General features: G+C 42.8%; 15 protein-coding genes. 10 read left to right on the top strand and 5 right to left on the bottom strand.

From position 1 onward, the window contains the following. The first annotated feature begins 16 nt into the window (after positions 1–16). From AAFF35_RS20980 to AAFF35_RS20970, 3 genes are all read left to right on the top strand, one after another. Positions 17–1966, top strand: a complete 1950-nt coding sequence (locus AAFF35_RS20980) for a nucleoside-diphosphate sugar epimerase/dehydratase (RefSeq protein WP_342328491.1) — start codon at positions 17–19, stop codon at positions 1964–1966. Positions 1967–2334: 368 nt separating this feature from the next. Further along, positions 2335–3006: a helix-turn-helix domain-containing protein gene (locus AAFF35_RS20975; protein WP_342328489.1), complete on the top strand. Its 672-nt coding sequence runs from the start codon at positions 2335–2337 to the stop codon at positions 3004–3006. Positions 3007–3271: 265 nt separating this feature from the next. Next, entirely contained in the window at positions 3272–3616 is a 345-nt protein-coding gene (locus AAFF35_RS20970; RefSeq protein ID WP_342328488.1) for a hypothetical protein, read from the top strand. Between the two features lie 4 nt (positions 3617–3620). Here the strand turns inward: AAFF35_RS20970 and AAFF35_RS20965 are convergent, their stop codons facing one another. Continuing rightward, positions 3621–4859 carry a glycosyltransferase gene (locus AAFF35_RS20965; RefSeq protein WP_342328487.1) on the bottom strand — a complete coding sequence of 413 codons (1239 nt, stop codon included), beginning with the start codon at positions 4857–4859 and terminating at the stop codon, positions 3621–3623. Positions 4860–4947: 88 nt separating this feature from the next. On the opposite strand from AAFF35_RS20965, the gene AAFF35_RS20960 reads away from it, so the two are divergent. The 6 genes from AAFF35_RS20960 to AAFF35_RS20935 all read left to right on the top strand — a co-directional run bounded on the left by AAFF35_RS20960 (position 4948) and on the right by AAFF35_RS20935 (position 11698). Next, on the top strand, positions 4948–5529 hold the full coding sequence (locus tag AAFF35_RS20960; protein WP_074605855.1) for a tRNA-(ms[2]io[6]A)-hydroxylase: 582 nt from the start codon (positions 4948–4950) through the stop codon (positions 5527–5529). 81 nt (positions 5530–5610) lie between these two features. Beyond that, the gene (locus AAFF35_RS20955; protein WP_342328486.1) at positions 5611–6174 is read left to right on the top strand and encodes a sigma-70 family RNA polymerase sigma factor; all 564 of its coding nucleotides are present in this window, start codon (positions 5611–5613) and stop codon (positions 6172–6174) included. Further along, positions 6155–6424, top strand: a complete 270-nt coding sequence (locus AAFF35_RS20950; protein ID WP_342328485.1) for a hypothetical protein — start codon at positions 6155–6157, stop codon at positions 6422–6424. The genes AAFF35_RS20955 and AAFF35_RS20950 overlap by 20 nt, the downstream gene beginning before the upstream one ends. An 80-nt stretch (positions 6425–6504) precedes the next feature. Continuing rightward, on the top strand, positions 6505–7185 hold the full coding sequence (locus AAFF35_RS20945) for an ATP-dependent Clp protease proteolytic subunit (RefSeq protein ID WP_342328484.1): 681 nt from the start codon (positions 6505–6507) through the stop codon (positions 7183–7185). A 496-nt stretch (positions 7186–7681) separates the two neighbouring features. Beyond that, a complete protein-coding gene (locus tag AAFF35_RS20940; RefSeq protein WP_342328483.1) occupies positions 7682–9730 on the top strand; it encodes an ice-binding family protein in 2049 nt (682 codons plus the stop codon). Positions 9731–9757: 27 nt separating this feature from the next. Next, complete coding sequence (locus tag AAFF35_RS20935; RefSeq protein WP_342328482.1) at positions 9758–11698, top strand: OmpA family protein; 1941 nt, start codon at positions 9758–9760, stop codon at positions 11696–11698. Between the two features lie 117 nt (positions 11699–11815). Here the strand turns inward: AAFF35_RS20935 and AAFF35_RS20930 are convergent, their stop codons facing one another. The 4 genes from AAFF35_RS20930 to AAFF35_RS20915 all read right to left on the bottom strand — a co-directional run bounded on the left by AAFF35_RS20930 (position 11816) and on the right by AAFF35_RS20915 (position 15656). Then, on the bottom strand, positions 11816–12808 hold the full coding sequence (locus AAFF35_RS20930; protein WP_342328481.1) for a hypothetical protein: 993 nt from the start codon (positions 12806–12808) through the stop codon (positions 11816–11818). Positions 12809–12836: 28 nt separating this feature from the next. After that, entirely contained in the window at positions 12837–13946 is a 1110-nt protein-coding gene (locus tag AAFF35_RS20925) for a hypothetical protein (protein ID WP_342328480.1), read from the bottom strand. Between the two features lie 10 nt (positions 13947–13956). Beyond that, a complete protein-coding gene (locus AAFF35_RS20920) occupies positions 13957–14667 on the bottom strand; it encodes a hypothetical protein (RefSeq protein WP_342328479.1) in 711 nt (236 codons plus the stop codon). Positions 14668–14789: 122 nt separating this feature from the next. Beyond that, positions 14790–15656, bottom strand: a complete 867-nt coding sequence (locus AAFF35_RS20915) for an AraC family transcriptional regulator (protein ID WP_342328478.1) — start codon at positions 15654–15656, stop codon at positions 14790–14792. A 122-nt stretch (positions 15657–15778) separates the two neighbouring features. On the opposite strand from AAFF35_RS20915, the gene AAFF35_RS20910 reads away from it, so the two are divergent. Next, positions 15779–16477 carry an RraA family protein gene (locus AAFF35_RS20910; protein WP_342328477.1) on the top strand — a complete coding sequence of 233 codons (699 nt, stop codon included), beginning with the start codon at positions 15779–15781 and terminating at the stop codon, positions 16475–16477. Positions 16478–16515: the final 38 nt, after the last annotated feature.

Raw genomic sequence — 16515 nt, 5'->3', positions numbered from 1 at the left:
CACTAAATATGTACCGATGAAAAAGATTCTATTTTGCGAAAAAGTATACTCCAGGTGGATTATTTTATTAATTGATCAGGTCATCGTAAGTGTTTCCTTTGTGCTGTCTCTGGTCATTCTGGAAAAGGGAAATTATAGGGATGTATTTGACCACCATGAATTGCGCTACCTGTGCTTATATCACCTCATTTCTGTGCTGGCATTTGTCATGATGAGAATTCATACCGGGATCATCAGGTATTCCAGTGTAGAAGATATTTTCCGTGTATTTAAGGCCGTACTGTTAACCAGTATTTTTTTTATACTGGTCAGTTATCTAGTTTTAAAGCCGTATTTTGATTTTGACAGTCAGCGGTTTCTTTCCACGCTGGTCATTAACTTTTTCATTTCTGCCTCGGTTCTGATTGCGCTTAGGATCAGCGTAAAACAACTTTTTCATTACCTCAAAGACCTGCGGATTGTGGCTAAAGAAGTCTTGTTGATATATGGGGTAGACCGTTCTTCTCTGCTCATTAAACAGGGGCTTGATGCGGCTTCAGAAAAGAATTTTGAAGTGCTGGGCTTTGTGGCTGACCATGCGGACCTGATCCACAAACATCTGGAGCAAAAAAAGGTCTATGGTTCCTGGAGGATTCCTGAACTGAAGAAAAAGTACGGGGTAGAGAAAATGATTGTGATGGAGGATTGTAAAGACATAGAAGGGCGGAAACTGGCGATAGAAAAATGTATGGAATGTGGGATAAGGGTGATTTCTGTTCCCGCCTCTAACCACTGGTTAAAAGGGAAATTAAAGCTCAGTCAGCTTCCGGATTTGAAGATCGAGGATTTGCTGCAGCGTGAACCCATTCATATGGATGGTGCAAATGTAATTGCCGGGCTTTGTGGTAAAAGAGTGCTCGTGACCGGGGCCGCCGGTTCCATTGGATCTGAAATTATACGGCAGATCCTGAAATGTCATCCCGAACAGCTGATTTTATGTGACCAGGCAGAGAGCCCGCTTCATGAAATGCAGCTGGAAATTGAGGATCGTTTTCCCGGTAGTTCCTGTAAATTTATGATCATCAACATTCAGAATTACGGCCGGCTGAAACATATGTTTGAGACCTGCAGGCCGGAGGTTATCTTTCATGCTGCTGCACTAAAACACGTCCCAATGATGGAACATAACCCTTCAGAGGCGATTTTGACCAATGTTTTGGGGACAAAAAACCTGGCAGATCTGGCTGTTGAGTATCAGGTTGAAAAGTTCATTATGATTTCTACGGATAAAGCCGTGAAGCCAACGAATGTCATGGGTGCATCCAAAAGAATTGCAGAAATGTACATTCAGTCGCTCCAGAATTACCAGGAAGAACGTTTGCATCAAACGCGGTTTATTACGACCCGGTTTGGGAATGTACTGGGGTCAAATGGGTCAGTTGTTCCACGATTTAGGGCTCAAATTGAAATGGGGGGGCCGGTGACGGTTACTGATCCTGAGGTGACCAGGTATTTTATGACCATTCCCGAAGCAGTACAATTGGTTTTAGAAGCTTCTGTTATGGGGAATGGTGGGGAGATCTATATTTTCGATATGGGTGAACCGGTTAAAATTCTGAATCTGGCAATAAATATGATAAAGTTAGCTGGGTTTTTGCCGTATACCGATATAAAAATTTGTTTTGTGGGACTGAGGGCGGGGGAAAAATTGTATGAGGAACTGTTGAATAAAACAGAGAAAGTGATCCCCACTTACCATGAAAAAATAAAGATATCAACGGTGATTGATTATCCTTATGAATATATAGAGAGAAAAATCAACGAGCTGCTGGCGCTGAGCCAATTGAATGATAACCAGCAGACGGTTTGGAAAATGCAGGAAATTATCCCTGAGTATGTGAGTAGTAATGCAGATTATCAGGGTATGGAAGTGTTGAAAGAGGTGGAAAGTACTTTGATGAATGTGCGTGTGGAACCAGATATTTGATCGTTTTGTAATTTTTTTGTTATCTTAAGATTTGATTATTCCTGGATGTTGTCAAAAAACATAGCTGGATTTGAAATAGTGTATGAAAAATATATAAATATAAAATAAAAAATGGGGGCGTTTTTTAAGGAGTATTCTGGAGGTCTGGGGGCTTTTGGAATCAGGCTGCGGCTATCGTTGGGGGAATTCTCAGGTCGCAGCCTTAACGGTAAGCATACTTATATCAGGGAGGAATACCTTCGCCCTGCGATTGTAGCTCATGATTTTGATGTTGGAGTCTAAGCGCTACGTTTTTTATTCATGAGCAGCGTCTGAATAAGTTTTGTTCATGTCAAATCGTGTGCTGAAAAAAATAACATCTGAACATCATGGGGAGTAATAATCAAAGTAATCAAATCGCCGAGTATCTTGGTACGGTGATCCTTTCCGGATTCCCTGCTGTAGAAAATCTGGCGGCACTGTATCATATTTCTATTTCTAAATTGATGCGTGATTTTAAAAGTACGTTCCAGACGAGCCCATACCTCTATTTCAGAAGATTACAGATGGAATTTGCAGAAGAATATATTCGCAGCACAGGTTGCAGTAAGAAACAAATGGCATTTATGCTGGGCTTCTCCAACCCCGCCAATTATACTTTGTGTTACAACCGGTATTTGCGCAATAAGGAGGAGAAAAACAATCATGAAAAAGCGAATGATGACCTGACCGAAAGAAACCATATCCTGATCTCTCAATTTCCTTTACCGGTGGCGATGTTAGATAAAAACATGAATTATTTATTGGTTTCGAAACAATTACTCAGTGTCTGTAGTTTACCTGATGTTGATTTGATTGGTAAAAACTTCTTTGACCTTTTTCCAGGAAAGGGTACAGATCTGGACCTTTTAAAACGAAGGGTTTTAAAAGGAGAAATAGATACGCTGGCAGGAGATTATGATTTTTATATTGATGGAACTTTATTGAAAAGCACGGTGAATCCCTGGTATGATGATGTGGGGGAAGTGGGAGGGATGATCCTTTTTGTAACCACTTATTGAGGATTTGAACATGAATAATAGATTTTTGACCATCAGTAGGTTCTTACAATACTTTTTTTTAAGATATATTTGATTGTAAGATTCTGCAAATTTATACTGAAATATGTATTATTTTGTTGAAACTGATATTGAACTATTACAGCCGCTCCAACTAGATTTATCTCTGCGCTCAAACCCTCCAGAATTGCTTCTTCCTTTTTTTGTTTAAACGCATCCCAATTGTTTAACCTAAAAATTGTTTTATGATGTAATAATTACAAAGACTATGGAACTTAATGCTGGTGAAATCGTTGAACTTGCCGTTCGGCGCAAGAATGTGAACATTAGTGAATTATCGAGGCGCTTACATGTAAACAGGAGGACCTTGTACAATTGGTTCAGGCAAAAAAAATTACATGCTGACGTAATTTGTGAGATAGGGAAAGTGATAGATTACGATTTTTCGAATGATTTTGAGGATGAATTCAGACAGTTTATGCCTAAAGATGATTTGATGGTTTTAGGTGCTGAACATCGCTTCAGTCCACCGGATTCCGTTTACTATTGGATGGAAAAATATATTGCCCTACTCGAGGATTATAAAAAATTAGTACGTAAAGGCCCTTTGTGAATCACTAGGGCCTTTTTTTTTCTGTAATCCACAATGACATATATTTGGTGCTGTTTGCGGTATGGTACTGCAGGATCTGCCCAAAGAAATTTCGGCGGCGGTGCGCGGCTAAATCCGCGGATAACGCCTGTATAGCCGTCATAAATGAATCCATGAACCTTGATTTTCCATAACGCTCATTAATGATCAGGACCCCATTTTGTTGTGCTTGCTGCCATCGGTTTTTATCTTGATATAAAGCAGCAGCCTGATTGCTAAACTGATCCAGATCATCTGCGATCTCCCCATTCCAATCCATGCCTCCGCTCATGGCTTCGGCTCCGACAGTCGTAGTTACCGCAGGTGTCCCTACCTGCATGGCATCTATGAACTTCCCTTTGACACCTGCTCCAAACTGGATGGGTGCCAGTAATATCCTATGATTTGAAATACTTTTTCTCGCATCTTCTGCACGTCCATGAATGAGGAACCGCTCTTTCTCATTGTGCAATTGCATCACCTTCTGTGTGGCATAAGCGCCATAAATATGAAGGCTCGCAGCAGGTATTTTCTGTCGGAGTACCGGCCAAACTTTTGTCTTTAAGACCTGTAGGGTATGCCAGTTGGGCTCGTGTAAGAAATTTCCGATAAAGACAAACCCTTCGCGTTCCTCAAAGCGCTTCCAGTTCCGGAGGTCTGTTTCTGCGAGTTCTTCTTCTAAAAAGGGTAAATAGTAAATCAATGCAGTATCAAGATGAAATTGTTCCTGTAGAATTTTCATTTCTACTTCAGAGATGATCAAGGATAAATCACACCTCAGGATGGCCGCAATTTCCCGCTTTGCCATATCACTAAACAAGTCTGCCTCATTAAAAGCCTGGTATTTTTTTAAGGCTTGCTGCCGCGCATGCCGTAAGCAGTGAAGGTCTTCCGTGTCCAGTATACGCATCGCGTCCGGACACTCTTCCTGCACTCTCCATCCATATTGCTCTTCCATAATGAAACGATCGAAGAGCACCATTCCAGGATTGATTTCCCTCATAAACAGGTTGAAACCGGGATCATTCAGGGTAATCCCACGTTCCGATACCCCAATCTCCTGTAAATTAAAGCTGAATTCAGATTTGGAAGCCGCAGAAGCAAAAACAACCTCATATCCCTTAGAAAGGAACAAATGAACCAGTTGAATCATTCTTGTGCCTGCTGCCGATGAGCCTGGCTCCGGCCAGACCAGCCCAATGATCAATATGCGATTTTCATTCATTTCTCTAAAATTGATGCAAAATAGATGTTTTTAATGCAAAGACTATGATTATTCCTAATTTTGGAAAGAAGAATTTATTTATACCAGGATGTTAGGACTAAAATTATTGACAGACCCCCGTTGGGCGAATATTGCGGAATCGAATTTGGAAGAAATCTTAACCGACCATGCCTGGTGCGAGCAGAAGGCGGCGACCAATGCCATTACGTTGATTACCAATAATTCCGAGCACATGGATCTGGTAGAGGAACTGACCGCCATTGCCATTGAAGAGATGCAGCATTTCCAAATGGTGATCGAGATCATCAATAAAAGAGGTTATACCCTGGGCCGGGAACGAAAAGACGATTACGTTGGCCGCCTGGTGAAGTTTAGCCGTAAGGATGGAAGCCGGAACAATTCTTTTATCGACCGTCTTTTGTTTGCTGCGATGATTGAAGCGAGGAGCTGTGAACGTTTCCGGGTATTGTCGCAAAACATCAAAGATCCGGAACTGGCTAAATTCTATCATGACCTGATGGTTTCAGAAGCAGGACATTATACTACTTTCTTAAATTTTGCACGTAAATACACGATTGATGTTGATGTAGATAAAAGATGGAAAGAGTGGCTGGAATTTGAAGGAGAGCTGATTCAGAGCTTCGGAAACAAGGAAGCCATTCATGGTTAAACTCAGGTCCTGAAAAATAATCTTCGGATTCGGGTGATATTTGGTTAAAAAGGGGCACATACTATAAAAAGCTTCATGGCTATGACGACAACACCTATGATAAAAAAACAAGCGGAAGTTCGGGAGCAGCGGTTAATCGCGCTGTATCAGAATGCTTTTCCTTTGGTGGCCAGGTACATCAGCAGGATGGGTGGTTCCTTTGAGGAAGCCAAAGACCTGTTTCAGGATGCACTGGTGATCTACTATGAAAAAATACAGTCTGGGGATGTCGCCCTTCAGTATACTGAAAAATCATATCTTTTTGGGATCGCGAGATTTCTTTGGAATAAGCGCTATCAGGAAAATAACAATCAGGTTCCCCTGGACCAGTTTGGGGCCGGCTTTGATGAAAGCCTGAACCTGAGCGACCCTGGCTACGAAGAAGTCTCTGCCCCCAGGTTGTTGAGGTTGCTGCAAACCGCCGGACAAAAATGTATGGAGCTGCTTAGCGCATTTTATTATGAGCGAATGGACATGAAAGAAATGGCAGAACGCTTTGGCTTTTCCAGTCCACGCTCGGCCACGGTCCAGAAGTTTAAATGCCTGGAAAAAGTTAAAGAAACGGTAAAAGAAAAATCCCTCAGGTATGAAGACATCCTGGAATGAGCTCCGTTTAATCGAGGATTATCTGAAGGCGAATGTGGAGCCGGCAGATCAGGTCCTGTTCGAAGCCAGGCTGATTTTACAACCTGAACTGAAGGATAGTGTCTACTGGCAGGAAAGAACCTATGGCATGATTCAGCAATATGGGCGACAGCAGCTGAGGTCGGAAATTGCCAAGGTCCATGAAAAGTTGTTCAGTGCTCCTGAACATCAGTCTTTCCGGCAGAAGATCAGGAAACTCTTCCGTAAATAATCCAAATTTTCAAAACCATTGATCATTTCCCCGAATAGGGGATGGGCATCGCCATGTCTAAAATTTAATCCTTTAAAACCATGAATATGAACAAGAATGAATTCTTTCAGTATGCGGTGAAACACCACCGGATCAATAGCAACTATATGGAAAATTATATTTCCGGAGCGTCCACTGCGATGCGCCCAATGGCGATGACGCCTTATATCACCGAAGAACGACAATTAAATGTGGCCCAGATGGATGTGTTTTCCAGACTGATGATGGACCGGATTATTTTTATGGGAGAACCGGTTGACGACAGGAACGCGAACGTGGTACAGGCACAATTGCTTTTCCTGCAATCTGTGGATGCGGAGAAAGACATTCAGTTGTATGTCAATTGTCCGGGAGGAGCAGTGTATGCCGGACTGGGGATTTATGACACCATGCAGCTGATTTCGCCCGATGTAGCCACGATCTGTACCGGGATAGCTCTTTCCTTTGGTTCGGTCTTGTTATGCGCTGGTACGCCGGGAAAACGCTCTGCTTTAAAACATTCCAGGGTAATGATCCATCAGGCTTCCGGTGGAACGCAGGGAACGGCCACCGACATGGACATCAGCGTGAGGGAGATCCTTAAAATTCAAAAAGAATTGTATCAGATCATCGCCAGTCATAGCGGACAGGAATACGAGCGCATCAATGAAGCGGCCAGCCGGGATTATTGGATGACCGCTCCAGAGGCTAAAGCATTTGGAATGATTGACGAGGTGTTATAACGAAACAGGAAAAACACCACGTTTCGAAAACAGTGGGTGTCCTTACTTTTGGGACGCCCTTCTGACGCTGTACGAAGATATTCTTTCCCCTGGATTTGTGGATTGTCTTTTACTAACCACTTAGTACATAGCGAGGTATTGATCATTTTGTCAGAATGGAATTGAAAGTTTAGTTGTATTCTTACATATATAGTCCTATAAACAGATCATTAAATTATTTGTTTCTAATTTACTGTTATTATTATTAATTGATAAAATGTTTCATTGGCTAATTTAATCTCTCTGCGAGACCGTTAATTGGATTAGTGCAGTAGCTGCGTAACGTTATTTCTTATTGTTAGCGGGTTTATTGAAAGTAGACGAAATTAGTTATTTCAGAAAAATTACAGGCATTTCCTTTGCAGGTGTGGTTGTACTTGGAGACTAATCATTTCCTCCTGTTGTTTAAATTACCCAGCCCGGTTGGAAGGCTCTTATCCAAGTTTATCAGATAATTATGAAAAATAACTTTACTCAAATCCAGGGGGGCAATTCCGTGCGCAAACTCCCGCGCTACCCAAAAATGTATCAAATGCTTTTTTTTGGTGCTTTAATGCTGCTCACCTTTATTGGTGCGTGTAAAAAGGATGATTTCAAAGATGAAGTTATTGGGGTATGTCCGGTTGTTGTGGCAACTGACCCTATGGACAAGGCTGTTGATGTCCCTTTGAACAAAGTGATTTCCATCACCTTTAATACGGATATGGATTCTACTACTATAAACAGTCAGACATTTGCGATAAAGCAGGGCGCAACAGCTATTACCGGTAAGATTTCGCCAACAGCGGATTTCAAAGTATTCACTTTTACACCTGATGTACCGCTTAGCCCATTTGTATTATACTCAGGTACCGTCACTACAGGTGCCAGGGATGTATTTCATACTGCTATGGTGGCCGACTATCTGTGGAGCTTTACAACGATTCCTGCAGTGAACCTAACGGCCAGCCCGGCTATTGGCGGTGTGGTTTCCGGAGCAGGTACATTTGCACTGAACTCTTCTGTCGCGGTTACTGCGGTACCTAATACAGGTTATACCTTTACCAGCTGGACAGATAATGGCAAAGTAGTTTCCACCAGTTCGAGTTACCAGTTTACCATTGCAGGCAACAGGAATTTAATTGCAAACTTTACAGTGATCCCTCCGGGTAACTTTGCGGTCAACCTATCATCCAACCCTGCTGCTGGTGGTACAACTACCGGCTCCGGTGCCTATGTGATCGGTACCTCTGTAACCGTTGTTGCAGCTGCCAATGCAGGATATACTTTTGTAAACTGGACAGAAAATGGCAACGCCGTATCTGCAAGCCCAAGTTATCAGTTCACGATCATTGGAAACAGGACGCTGATTGCCAATTACCGTGCCATCCCGGCTACTCAGTTTGCAGTAACTTTAACCTCCAACCCTGTTGCAGGCGGTAGCACCAACGGCGAAGGATCTTATTCTTCAGGAACTTCGGTTACCATTACCTCTGCTGTAAATCCAGGTTATACCTTTACCAACTGGACGGATAAAGCCACCGGGTTGCCGGTGTCGACGAGTTCAAGTTATACTTTTGCTTTAACAGGTAACAGGGCGTTTGTGGCAAACTTTACCTTAAGTACCTATACTTTAACTGTTACGGCGGTTAATGGCATAGTTACAAAAACGCCTGATCTGGCCGGCTATAACTACGGCGCAGTGGTTAAGCTTACGGCTGTTCCCAATGCAGGTTATTTGTTTACAGGCTGGAGTGGAGATGCTGCAGGTCTTACGAATCCATTGAACATCAGCATGACTTCAAATAAAAAAATCACCGCTACTTTTGTCGCAATTCCGATAGTGGGCATAGGGCCAGGCGTGATCAACCTGGGTGGTGCAGGCGATTTTGGAATATTGACAAAATCAGGGATATCTACCACTGGTATTACTTCAGTTACCGGTAATATAGGGGTAAGCCCGGCAGCTGCAACGGCCATTACAGGTTTTGGGTTAATCATGGATACCAATGGTCAATCCGCTCATACGCCAATTGTAACCGGAAAAGTATATGCATCCGATTATGCTGCTCCAACTCCTGCCAATATGACCACAGCGGTGAGCGATATGGAAACCGCATTTACAACGGCTAATGGTTTAGTTACCCCGGCACCTATTGTAGACTTATATGCCGGAAATATCAGCGGCAGGATACTCACTGCAGGGCTTTATAAATGGTCTACCGGTGTCTTGATCTCAAATGCAGGTGTCACGCTAACAGGTGGGCCTAATGATACCTGGGTATTCCAGATCGCGCAGGGCCTTACCGTTAACAACGGAGCAAATATCACTTTGTTAGGCGGTGCACAGGCCAAGAATATATTCTGGGTGGTTACCGGCCAGGCTACGCTTGGGTCCAATACTGATTTTAGCGGGATCATTCTGAGCAAAACACTGATCTCTTTAAACACAGGAGCAAAAGTTACGGGCAGGTTACTGGCACAAACTGCTGTTACCTTAAACGCCAGTACTGTTATTCAACCCTAGTCATACAAACAAATTAAAAAATCAGTTATGTTATCCATATATAAAAACTTAAATAAAGTCCTCATTTGTTCATTGGCAATATTTTTCGTCGCCACAACAAATGCAGGCGCGCAAACTGAAAAACCGCTATGGTCATTCGGCGTGTCGGGAGCAGCAAATGGTAATTTCTTTGGTGGAACCACCCAAAGGCTGAGCAACTCGCTCATTGTTCCTGCAGCGTTTCATAAAGGAAAGGGAATCCGGCCCTTCGGGTCTGTACTGGCCGAATACCAGCCCAGCAGCGTATGGGGGATTGCCCTTAATGTAGGGTATGATGGTCGTGGAGGAAAGTTTGATGAGGTAATTGCCCCATGTAATTGTCCGGCGGACCTCAAAACCAATGTCAGTTACCTGACGGTAGAGCCCTCGCTTAAATTTAGTCCGGGCGGTGGTAATTTCTACCTCTTCGCCGGTCCGCGTTTGGCCATGAACCTGCAGAAGGATTTTAACTACACCCAGCTTAAACAACCCAATACCGATGCCGAGTTCTCGGAGATGCGTAAAACCTTAATTTCCGGTCAGGTAGGAATGGGCTACGATATCCCGGTTTCTGCTCCGGAAAGCAATACCAGGTTTGTCATTTCGCCTTTTGTATCGTATCATCCTTACTTCGGACAAGATGTAAGAAAGATCGAAAGCTGGTCGGTCAGCACTGTACGTGCCGGTGTGGCCTTAAAATTCGGGAAAGCGAGAAAGGCGGCGCGCGTAACTGAACCTGTTCCGGTGGTTCCTGTGCAGGAGGTGAGTTTCTCTGTACGTGCACCAAAGGAAATCCTGGTCAGACATGCCGTTAGTGAAACTTTGCCATTGTTAAACTATGTGTTCTTTGATGAAGGAAGTGCGGCTTTACCTGAGCGCTACACGCGGCTTTCTAAAAGCCAGGCGGTTGATTTTAAAGAAGTCCAGCTTCAAAACGAGGTCGCAACAGATAAGGCGGGACGTTCGGCAAGACAGTTGTCGGTTTATTATCATATCCTGAATATTGTGGGCGCCCGTATGAAAGCCAATCCTGAGATCAGCATTACTTTAAGCGGAGCTTCAAAAAATGGTCCTGAGGAAGGACAGGAATTTGCGGCAGCTATAAAAGACTACCTGACTACGGTATTCGAAATTCCAGCATCAAAAATCGCCATAAATGGTCGTACCAAGCCGGTTGATCCGTCTGAACAACCTGGTGGCACTAAGGAACTGGAATTGTTAAGAGCAGGAGATCGCAGGGTAGATATTCAGAGTACGTCTGATAAATTGATGATGGAAGTAGGGGGTGGCATGATGCGGCCCGTGCAGATCAATACAACGCAGACAGATCCTATGGACAGTCATGTGGTATTTAATGTAGACCGGGCAACTGAACTGCTCAAATCTTATACTATAGATTTAACGGATCAGCAGGGACAGGTTCAGCATTTCGGACCCTTTACTAAAAACCAGGAAAGTATAGCTGCAAAAAGCATACTTGGTACTAACGGGAAGGGTGTTTACAAAGTAGTGATGCTCGGTGAAACAAAAGAAGGCATTGCGATACAAAAGGAAAGTTCAGTTAACTTACAAAGTCAGCAGGAAGTACTTCAAACCGGACTCAGGTATAGTATTTTGTTTAACTTCAACAAAGCAAATACTGCAGCGGCTTATGAGCAGTTTTTAACCGAAGTGGTTGCACCTTTGGTCAGTAACGGTTCCACGGTTACTATTCGTGGCTATACTGACATCATCGGTACGGAAGATTATAACAATAAACTTTCTCAAAAGCGTGCCCAGAAAGCACAGGACATATTGGAGCGTGCATCTGCTAACGCAGGGAAAAGCGATGTGAGGTTTGAAACCCTGGGTTCAGGGGAGGATAGCGCAAGTGCACCGTTTAATAACAACCTGCCTGAAGAACGCTTTTACAACAGAACGGTGATCATTGATATCATTTCAAAAAACTAAGTTTTAAAACATGTTTAAAGCAAGTCGCTATTCATTTAGCTGGCTTGCTTTTTTATTTTTCATAAAAAAATGCAGTAGCTATGATCGGCTACTGCATTTTTTAAACTTCAGATCGTTTTATTTAACAGTCAATAAGAATCCAATGGTAAAGTTCGCATCCCAGTCGAATACGAAAGTATCACATTTGGTAGCGTCTTTGATCGCTTTATAAATGTTTACACCACTTTTGATCTTGATCTTATCAACGGCATATTTTTCAGGATTGTTCAATACTGTAAATCTTTCTTCTCCATTGCGGCTTTGTTTCGCCAGTTCGTAAGGAACGCCACCAATGATAAAGCAAACCTCACGTTTTTTCGCAGGAATCTTTTCCGACAGGCTTTTTACCTGTGCATAGACAGCATCATCCTTTAAATCTTTTTCGTAATACTTTGCTCCCGGTGCTTCCGCCGATTTAACATCTCCGTCCATCCAGGAGATTTTTGTATTCCCGGAACCGATATCCACCACAAAAGAGTTGTCATAATAAGAAGCCGGCAATACGCATTTCAAGGCTAATTTACCTTCCTGCTCTGCAGTAACCAGGTTCACAACATAACCCATTTTCTTTAATTCCGTAGAGATCGCCGCAGTTTTAGGCTCTTTCTGTGCACCTGAGCTGATCACAAAGTGGATGTTCTTTGATTTCACCCCTTTATCAAACATGGCACCGATATAGTTTTTTAATCCGGTACGGATATCCGCTGTAGTCGCCATTCCTTCATAGACGAAAGACTTGCCGAAATCTTTGGACACAATCTCCCAGCGTTTCTCTTTGTCGATGTTGACCACAAAAGAGTTAAAGCCTGAAGCACCTACTTCAACCACCCCTTTGTATTCACCGTTAACGGGTTTTTCCGGGCTGTAATTGAAGGTTCTTTTTTCGTCAGCGGCCGTTGTTCCAGCCATTGTCGGGGCTACACTAGTGGTATCTGCAGTGGCTGATTTAGCGCTTGTTCCATCAAATTTACCAGTTTCAAATGCCCAGTAACCGATTCCGACGATTGGAATGGCCAGAATGATTGCTTTTATCGGCCAACGTAATCTGGCCCAGGTTGATTTTTCTTCCATGTTCTTGTTTGTATTTTGGTTTTATTGATTAATCTAATAAGGAGAAACCTTTGTCTACTTTCTCTTCCGGTTTCAGGTCATAATATGAATCGGCCATTTTGCTTACGTTCAGCATTTTCAGGTTGCGTTCGTCTACCTTTTTGATGAACTCTTCCAACTCACCTTGTGAAGGGGCACCGCCAACGGTGATGTTGTTGTTCTGGTCAAGGAAGTCCAGGTTGGAACGGATCGATGCAATGTTCTGGCTGATTGCGCCTGTTGCCGCATCCATGGCTTCCTGGAATACCCATCCATCTTTAATGTTAAAGACTTCGGCAAGGCCTTCCGTTGCGTTCTTCATTTTCTGAGTCGCTTCCAGTTTTTTGGAGATGATGGAAATGCTGCTGTCCAATGTGCTTACATAAATTCTGGCCGCACTTTCATTGTCTTTCAGGACTTCTAAAACTTTCGCAAACTGGTTGGCATACTGCACATAACTTCTGGCATTTTGCTCTTCAGCTTCGCCCTCTTTACCTAATAAAAATGCTTTGGTACGGGTTTCTTTCGCATCCCTGGCATATTCATTTGCTTTCTCTGTATTGCTGTTGCTGCTTTCCTGTTTTCCTTTTTCGTCCAGATTGGCGGCTTCTACGGTAAAGCGTTTGGCATAGGTATATTTTTCTTCCGCTGTTTTTTGTGCGGTTTCCCCACTTTGGATCATGTCAATACGAACACCGTCTACATTGGCTATTTTATCTTTTACGCGCTTCAGGGTATCCTTCGCATCTTTAGACAACAATTGTAAAGTTTCGATCGGGTTGTTGCGAATGATGGCTTTCTCTCCTTTAAAAATGAGGATTGTTCCAAGGCGATGTAATAGTGCAATGATTTTTGGTGCCAGTAACAACAGTACAATTAAAACGATACTGAAGATGACCAGGAGAATGCTTTTTGCCGCATATTCCAGCATGATGGGCAGGAATTTAAAGAAAGCAAAAGCACCACCTAAAATAAGGGCCCAGAAGAAGATACTGGAAATGGTTTTCTTGGCTTCCGGTGTTTGAAGCTGGGAGGGTAAATGGTCCCCGAGCACCTGAAATATAGGGAGCTGACTCTTCAGTTCTGCCGGTATATTTACGAATTGACTTTTGTTTTCCATAGGAGAGTTTTTAGTTTATATTGGTTTCTATTATGTTAAGGGCGTTTTGAATATCGGCTACGACTTCGGTAACGGCAGTATTGCCAATCGCAATTTTTTTATCGATATCCAGGAGTTGGGGTTCATATTTGCTGTTGATTTCATTCAGGTCTTTTTGTTTCGCACTGAGCTTTTCACGAAGTTCCAGGATGCTTTGCTCGATCTGCTGCACCTCCGCCGTAAGGCTTGCTTTCTCTTTTACCTGACTTTGCTCAATGCTTTGTTTTTCGGCCTGTTTCGCGGCGGTCTCTTTGTCAATTACTTTCTTTAGTTCAGTGGCATAGTTTTGTCCGGTTCTGCTCAGCTTTTCTTTGTCCAGGGTTTTGTCCACATACTTCAAAGAGGTAAATGCGGCCTTTAAGGTTCCTGCATTGACACTGCCCATTTCTGCTGCTGCGTTCCATACTTCAAAAAAATCAATTCCCGGCTGGTTAATCTTTTCCAAAATCTCCAATACTTTTAGCTTCATCTGTTTTACATCCGTTGCCGGTAAATCAGAGGTGTTCTGTGTTAGATTTGTTTGGGGGTTCTTCGTTACAGTTTCAGCTGGTTTATTTGGGGCAACCGGAGGTGTCGGAGCCTCAGTTGAGCCAGAATCCTGTGGTTCAGGACTGTCTTCAAAGATTAATTTCTTTAAACTTCTTAAAATTCCAAAAGAATTGTTTTCCGGTTCTTCACTCATAGCTGATGGTTATCTGTCGTTAAAAATAACAAAAAACGAATATAATGTACCGATTTATTTAAGCAGCGCTATTTTGGGAAAATTAATTGAAACATAACTATATGGAATTATAGTTCGTTCAGTTAGGGTTTTAAATTCCTTTTGAAATCTGAAGGGCTGATCTTGACGAAACGTTTGAAGTTCCGGTTGAAATTGGTCAGGTTATTGAAACCACTTTGAAAGCAGATTTGTGAAATCGTCAGGTGATCATTGTACAACAGCTTACAGGCATACCCAATCCTGACTTCATTCACGAAATGGGTAAAGGTCTTTTGTGTTCTTCCTTTAAAGTATTTACAAAATGAGGCCGTGGTCATATTGGCCATTGCAGCCGTTTGCTCCAGACTGATATTCTGCGTGAAATTGTTCATCACATAGTTGTAAATCTTATCAATGCGCTGAACGTCTTTCTGGTTATGAGGGTTGGTATAACCGGTGCTCGACAAACATTTGTATTCTTTTGTACCTGATAGCAGGTCCAGAATGCTCAGCAAATGAATGATTCTTTTCAATCCTGTGCTGAGGAGCAATTCATTCAAAATTGCAACGACCTGGTTTTTTGATTTCCCATAGATATGGATTCCCCTTTGGATATCTTTTAAAAGATCATTGAATTTGCCCACCTCATTGGCAGCCAGAAAATTATCATTCAGCCAGTCCAGGCGGAAGTAAGTGACGATCGCTTTAACCTCCCGCTCACTATCCGGTTCATAATACTCTTTGTCGTTGTACATGACATGAGGCAGGTTTGGCCCCATAATGATCAGGTCCCCCTCAGAAAAGTTCGCGATACTGTCGCCAACAATTCTCCGTCCATTGCTTTTGGTCATCCATACCATTTCATATTCATTATGAAAATGTAAGGGATTGGTCAGACATTTTGCATTCACCTCCTTTACAAAGATGCTTTCCTGTAAGACGGTTTTGGTTTCGAATAAAAGTGGTTGCATAAGGTTAATTTGCTTTTTTATTCTGATAAATCAAAATAATTGACAATATAGTGTCAGCCTTGGGCAATTGATGGTGAGTTACAGGAGGAAAGAGCAGGTAACTTGCTTAAAAAATATAGCCGATGATCTCATTACACAACCCTGGAAGCGAAGAGGAACTGATTGCCTCTATAAAAGCAGAACTTTTTACTGCGGTGATCGGTGATATTATGGACAAATTAGGCTTCCTGAATCAGTTTTTACCGCCTCAGGTGCAACCATTGCGAAACGATATGGTTATTGTAGGCAAAGCGATGCCGGTATTGGAAGCCGATGTCATTGAGTCTACGGAGCAGGGGAACAATCCCATTTTACAAAAGCCATTTGGATTGATGCTGGAGGCTTTGGATGATTTGAAAACCAATGAAGTATACATCTGTACCGGATCGGCTCCTTCTTATGCCTTATGGGGAGAACTCATGAGCATGAGGGCGATTAAACTGGGGGCTGCAGGAGCGGTGGTTAATGGTTATTCCCGCGATACGAATGGGATTCTGGAACTGAATTTTCCTGTTTTTTCTTATGGCAGTTATGCGAAAGATCAGGCACCAAGAGGGAAAGTGATCGACTTCAGAACGTCTATAGAAATGAATGGAGTGCTGATCCGGAATGGCGATTATGTGATTGGCGACCGGGATGGGGTCTGTATTGTTCCGAAAGAAGCCTCCACGGAAATTTTCAGACTGGCTTTTGAAAAGGCCAGGGGGGAGAAAGTGGTCTTTCAAAAAATCAAAGAGGGAATGTCGGCCAAAGCGGCATTTGAAACTTATGGGATTATGTAATTCGTCTATACGAATACCGGAAAAAGATGAAAAAAATC

Origin of the sequence: Pedobacter sp. FW305-3-2-15-E-R2A2 (genome assembly GCF_038446955.1) — a bacterium.
Taxonomy (GTDB): Bacteria; Bacteroidota; Bacteroidia; order Sphingobacteriales; family Sphingobacteriaceae; genus Pedobacter.
Note: the sequence above shows the minus strand (reverse complement) of the source record. Positions and strands in the feature narration are given on the sequence as shown.

What these genes read in the sequence shown, in the direction of transcription:
- AAFF35_RS20980 (WP_342328491.1), top strand. Translation starts at nt 17, where the DNA reads ATGAAAAAGATTCTATTTTGCGAAAAAGTATACTCCAGGTGGATTATT.
- AAFF35_RS20975 (WP_342328489.1), top strand. Translation starts at nt 2,335, where the DNA reads ATGGGGAGTAATAATCAAAGTAATCAAATCGCCGAGTATCTTGGTACG.
- AAFF35_RS20970 (WP_342328488.1), top strand. Translation starts at nt 3,272, where the DNA reads ATGGAACTTAATGCTGGTGAAATCGTTGAACTTGCCGTTCGGCGCAAG.
- AAFF35_RS20965 (WP_342328487.1), bottom strand. Translation starts at nt 4,859, where the DNA reads ATGAATGAAAATCGCATATTGATCATTGGGCTGGTCTGGCCGGAGCCA.
- AAFF35_RS20960 (WP_074605855.1), top strand. Translation starts at nt 4,948, where the DNA reads ATGTTAGGACTAAAATTATTGACAGACCCCCGTTGGGCGAATATTGCG.
- AAFF35_RS20955 (WP_342328486.1), top strand. Translation starts at nt 5,611, where the DNA reads ATGACGACAACACCTATGATAAAAAAACAAGCGGAAGTTCGGGAGCAG.
- AAFF35_RS20950 (WP_342328485.1), top strand. Translation starts at nt 6,155, where the DNA reads ATGAAGACATCCTGGAATGAGCTCCGTTTAATCGAGGATTATCTGAAG.
- AAFF35_RS20945 (WP_342328484.1), top strand. Translation starts at nt 6,505, where the DNA reads ATGAATATGAACAAGAATGAATTCTTTCAGTATGCGGTGAAACACCAC.
- AAFF35_RS20940 (WP_342328483.1), top strand. Translation starts at nt 7,682, where the DNA reads ATGAAAAATAACTTTACTCAAATCCAGGGGGGCAATTCCGTGCGCAAA.
- AAFF35_RS20935 (WP_342328482.1), top strand. Translation starts at nt 9,758, where the DNA reads ATGTTATCCATATATAAAAACTTAAATAAAGTCCTCATTTGTTCATTG.
- AAFF35_RS20930 (WP_342328481.1), bottom strand. Translation starts at nt 12,808, where the DNA reads ATGGAAGAAAAATCAACCTGGGCCAGATTACGTTGGCCGATAAAAGCA.
- AAFF35_RS20925 (WP_342328480.1), bottom strand. Translation starts at nt 13,946, where the DNA reads ATGGAAAACAAAAGTCAATTCGTAAATATACCGGCAGAACTGAAGAGT.
- AAFF35_RS20920 (WP_342328479.1), bottom strand. Translation starts at nt 14,667, where the DNA reads ATGAGTGAAGAACCGGAAAACAATTCTTTTGGAATTTTAAGAAGTTTA.
- AAFF35_RS20915 (WP_342328478.1), bottom strand. Translation starts at nt 15,656, where the DNA reads ATGCAACCACTTTTATTCGAAACCAAAACCGTCTTACAGGAAAGCATC.
- AAFF35_RS20910 (WP_342328477.1), top strand. Translation starts at nt 15,779, where the DNA reads ATGATCTCATTACACAACCCTGGAAGCGAAGAGGAACTGATTGCCTCT.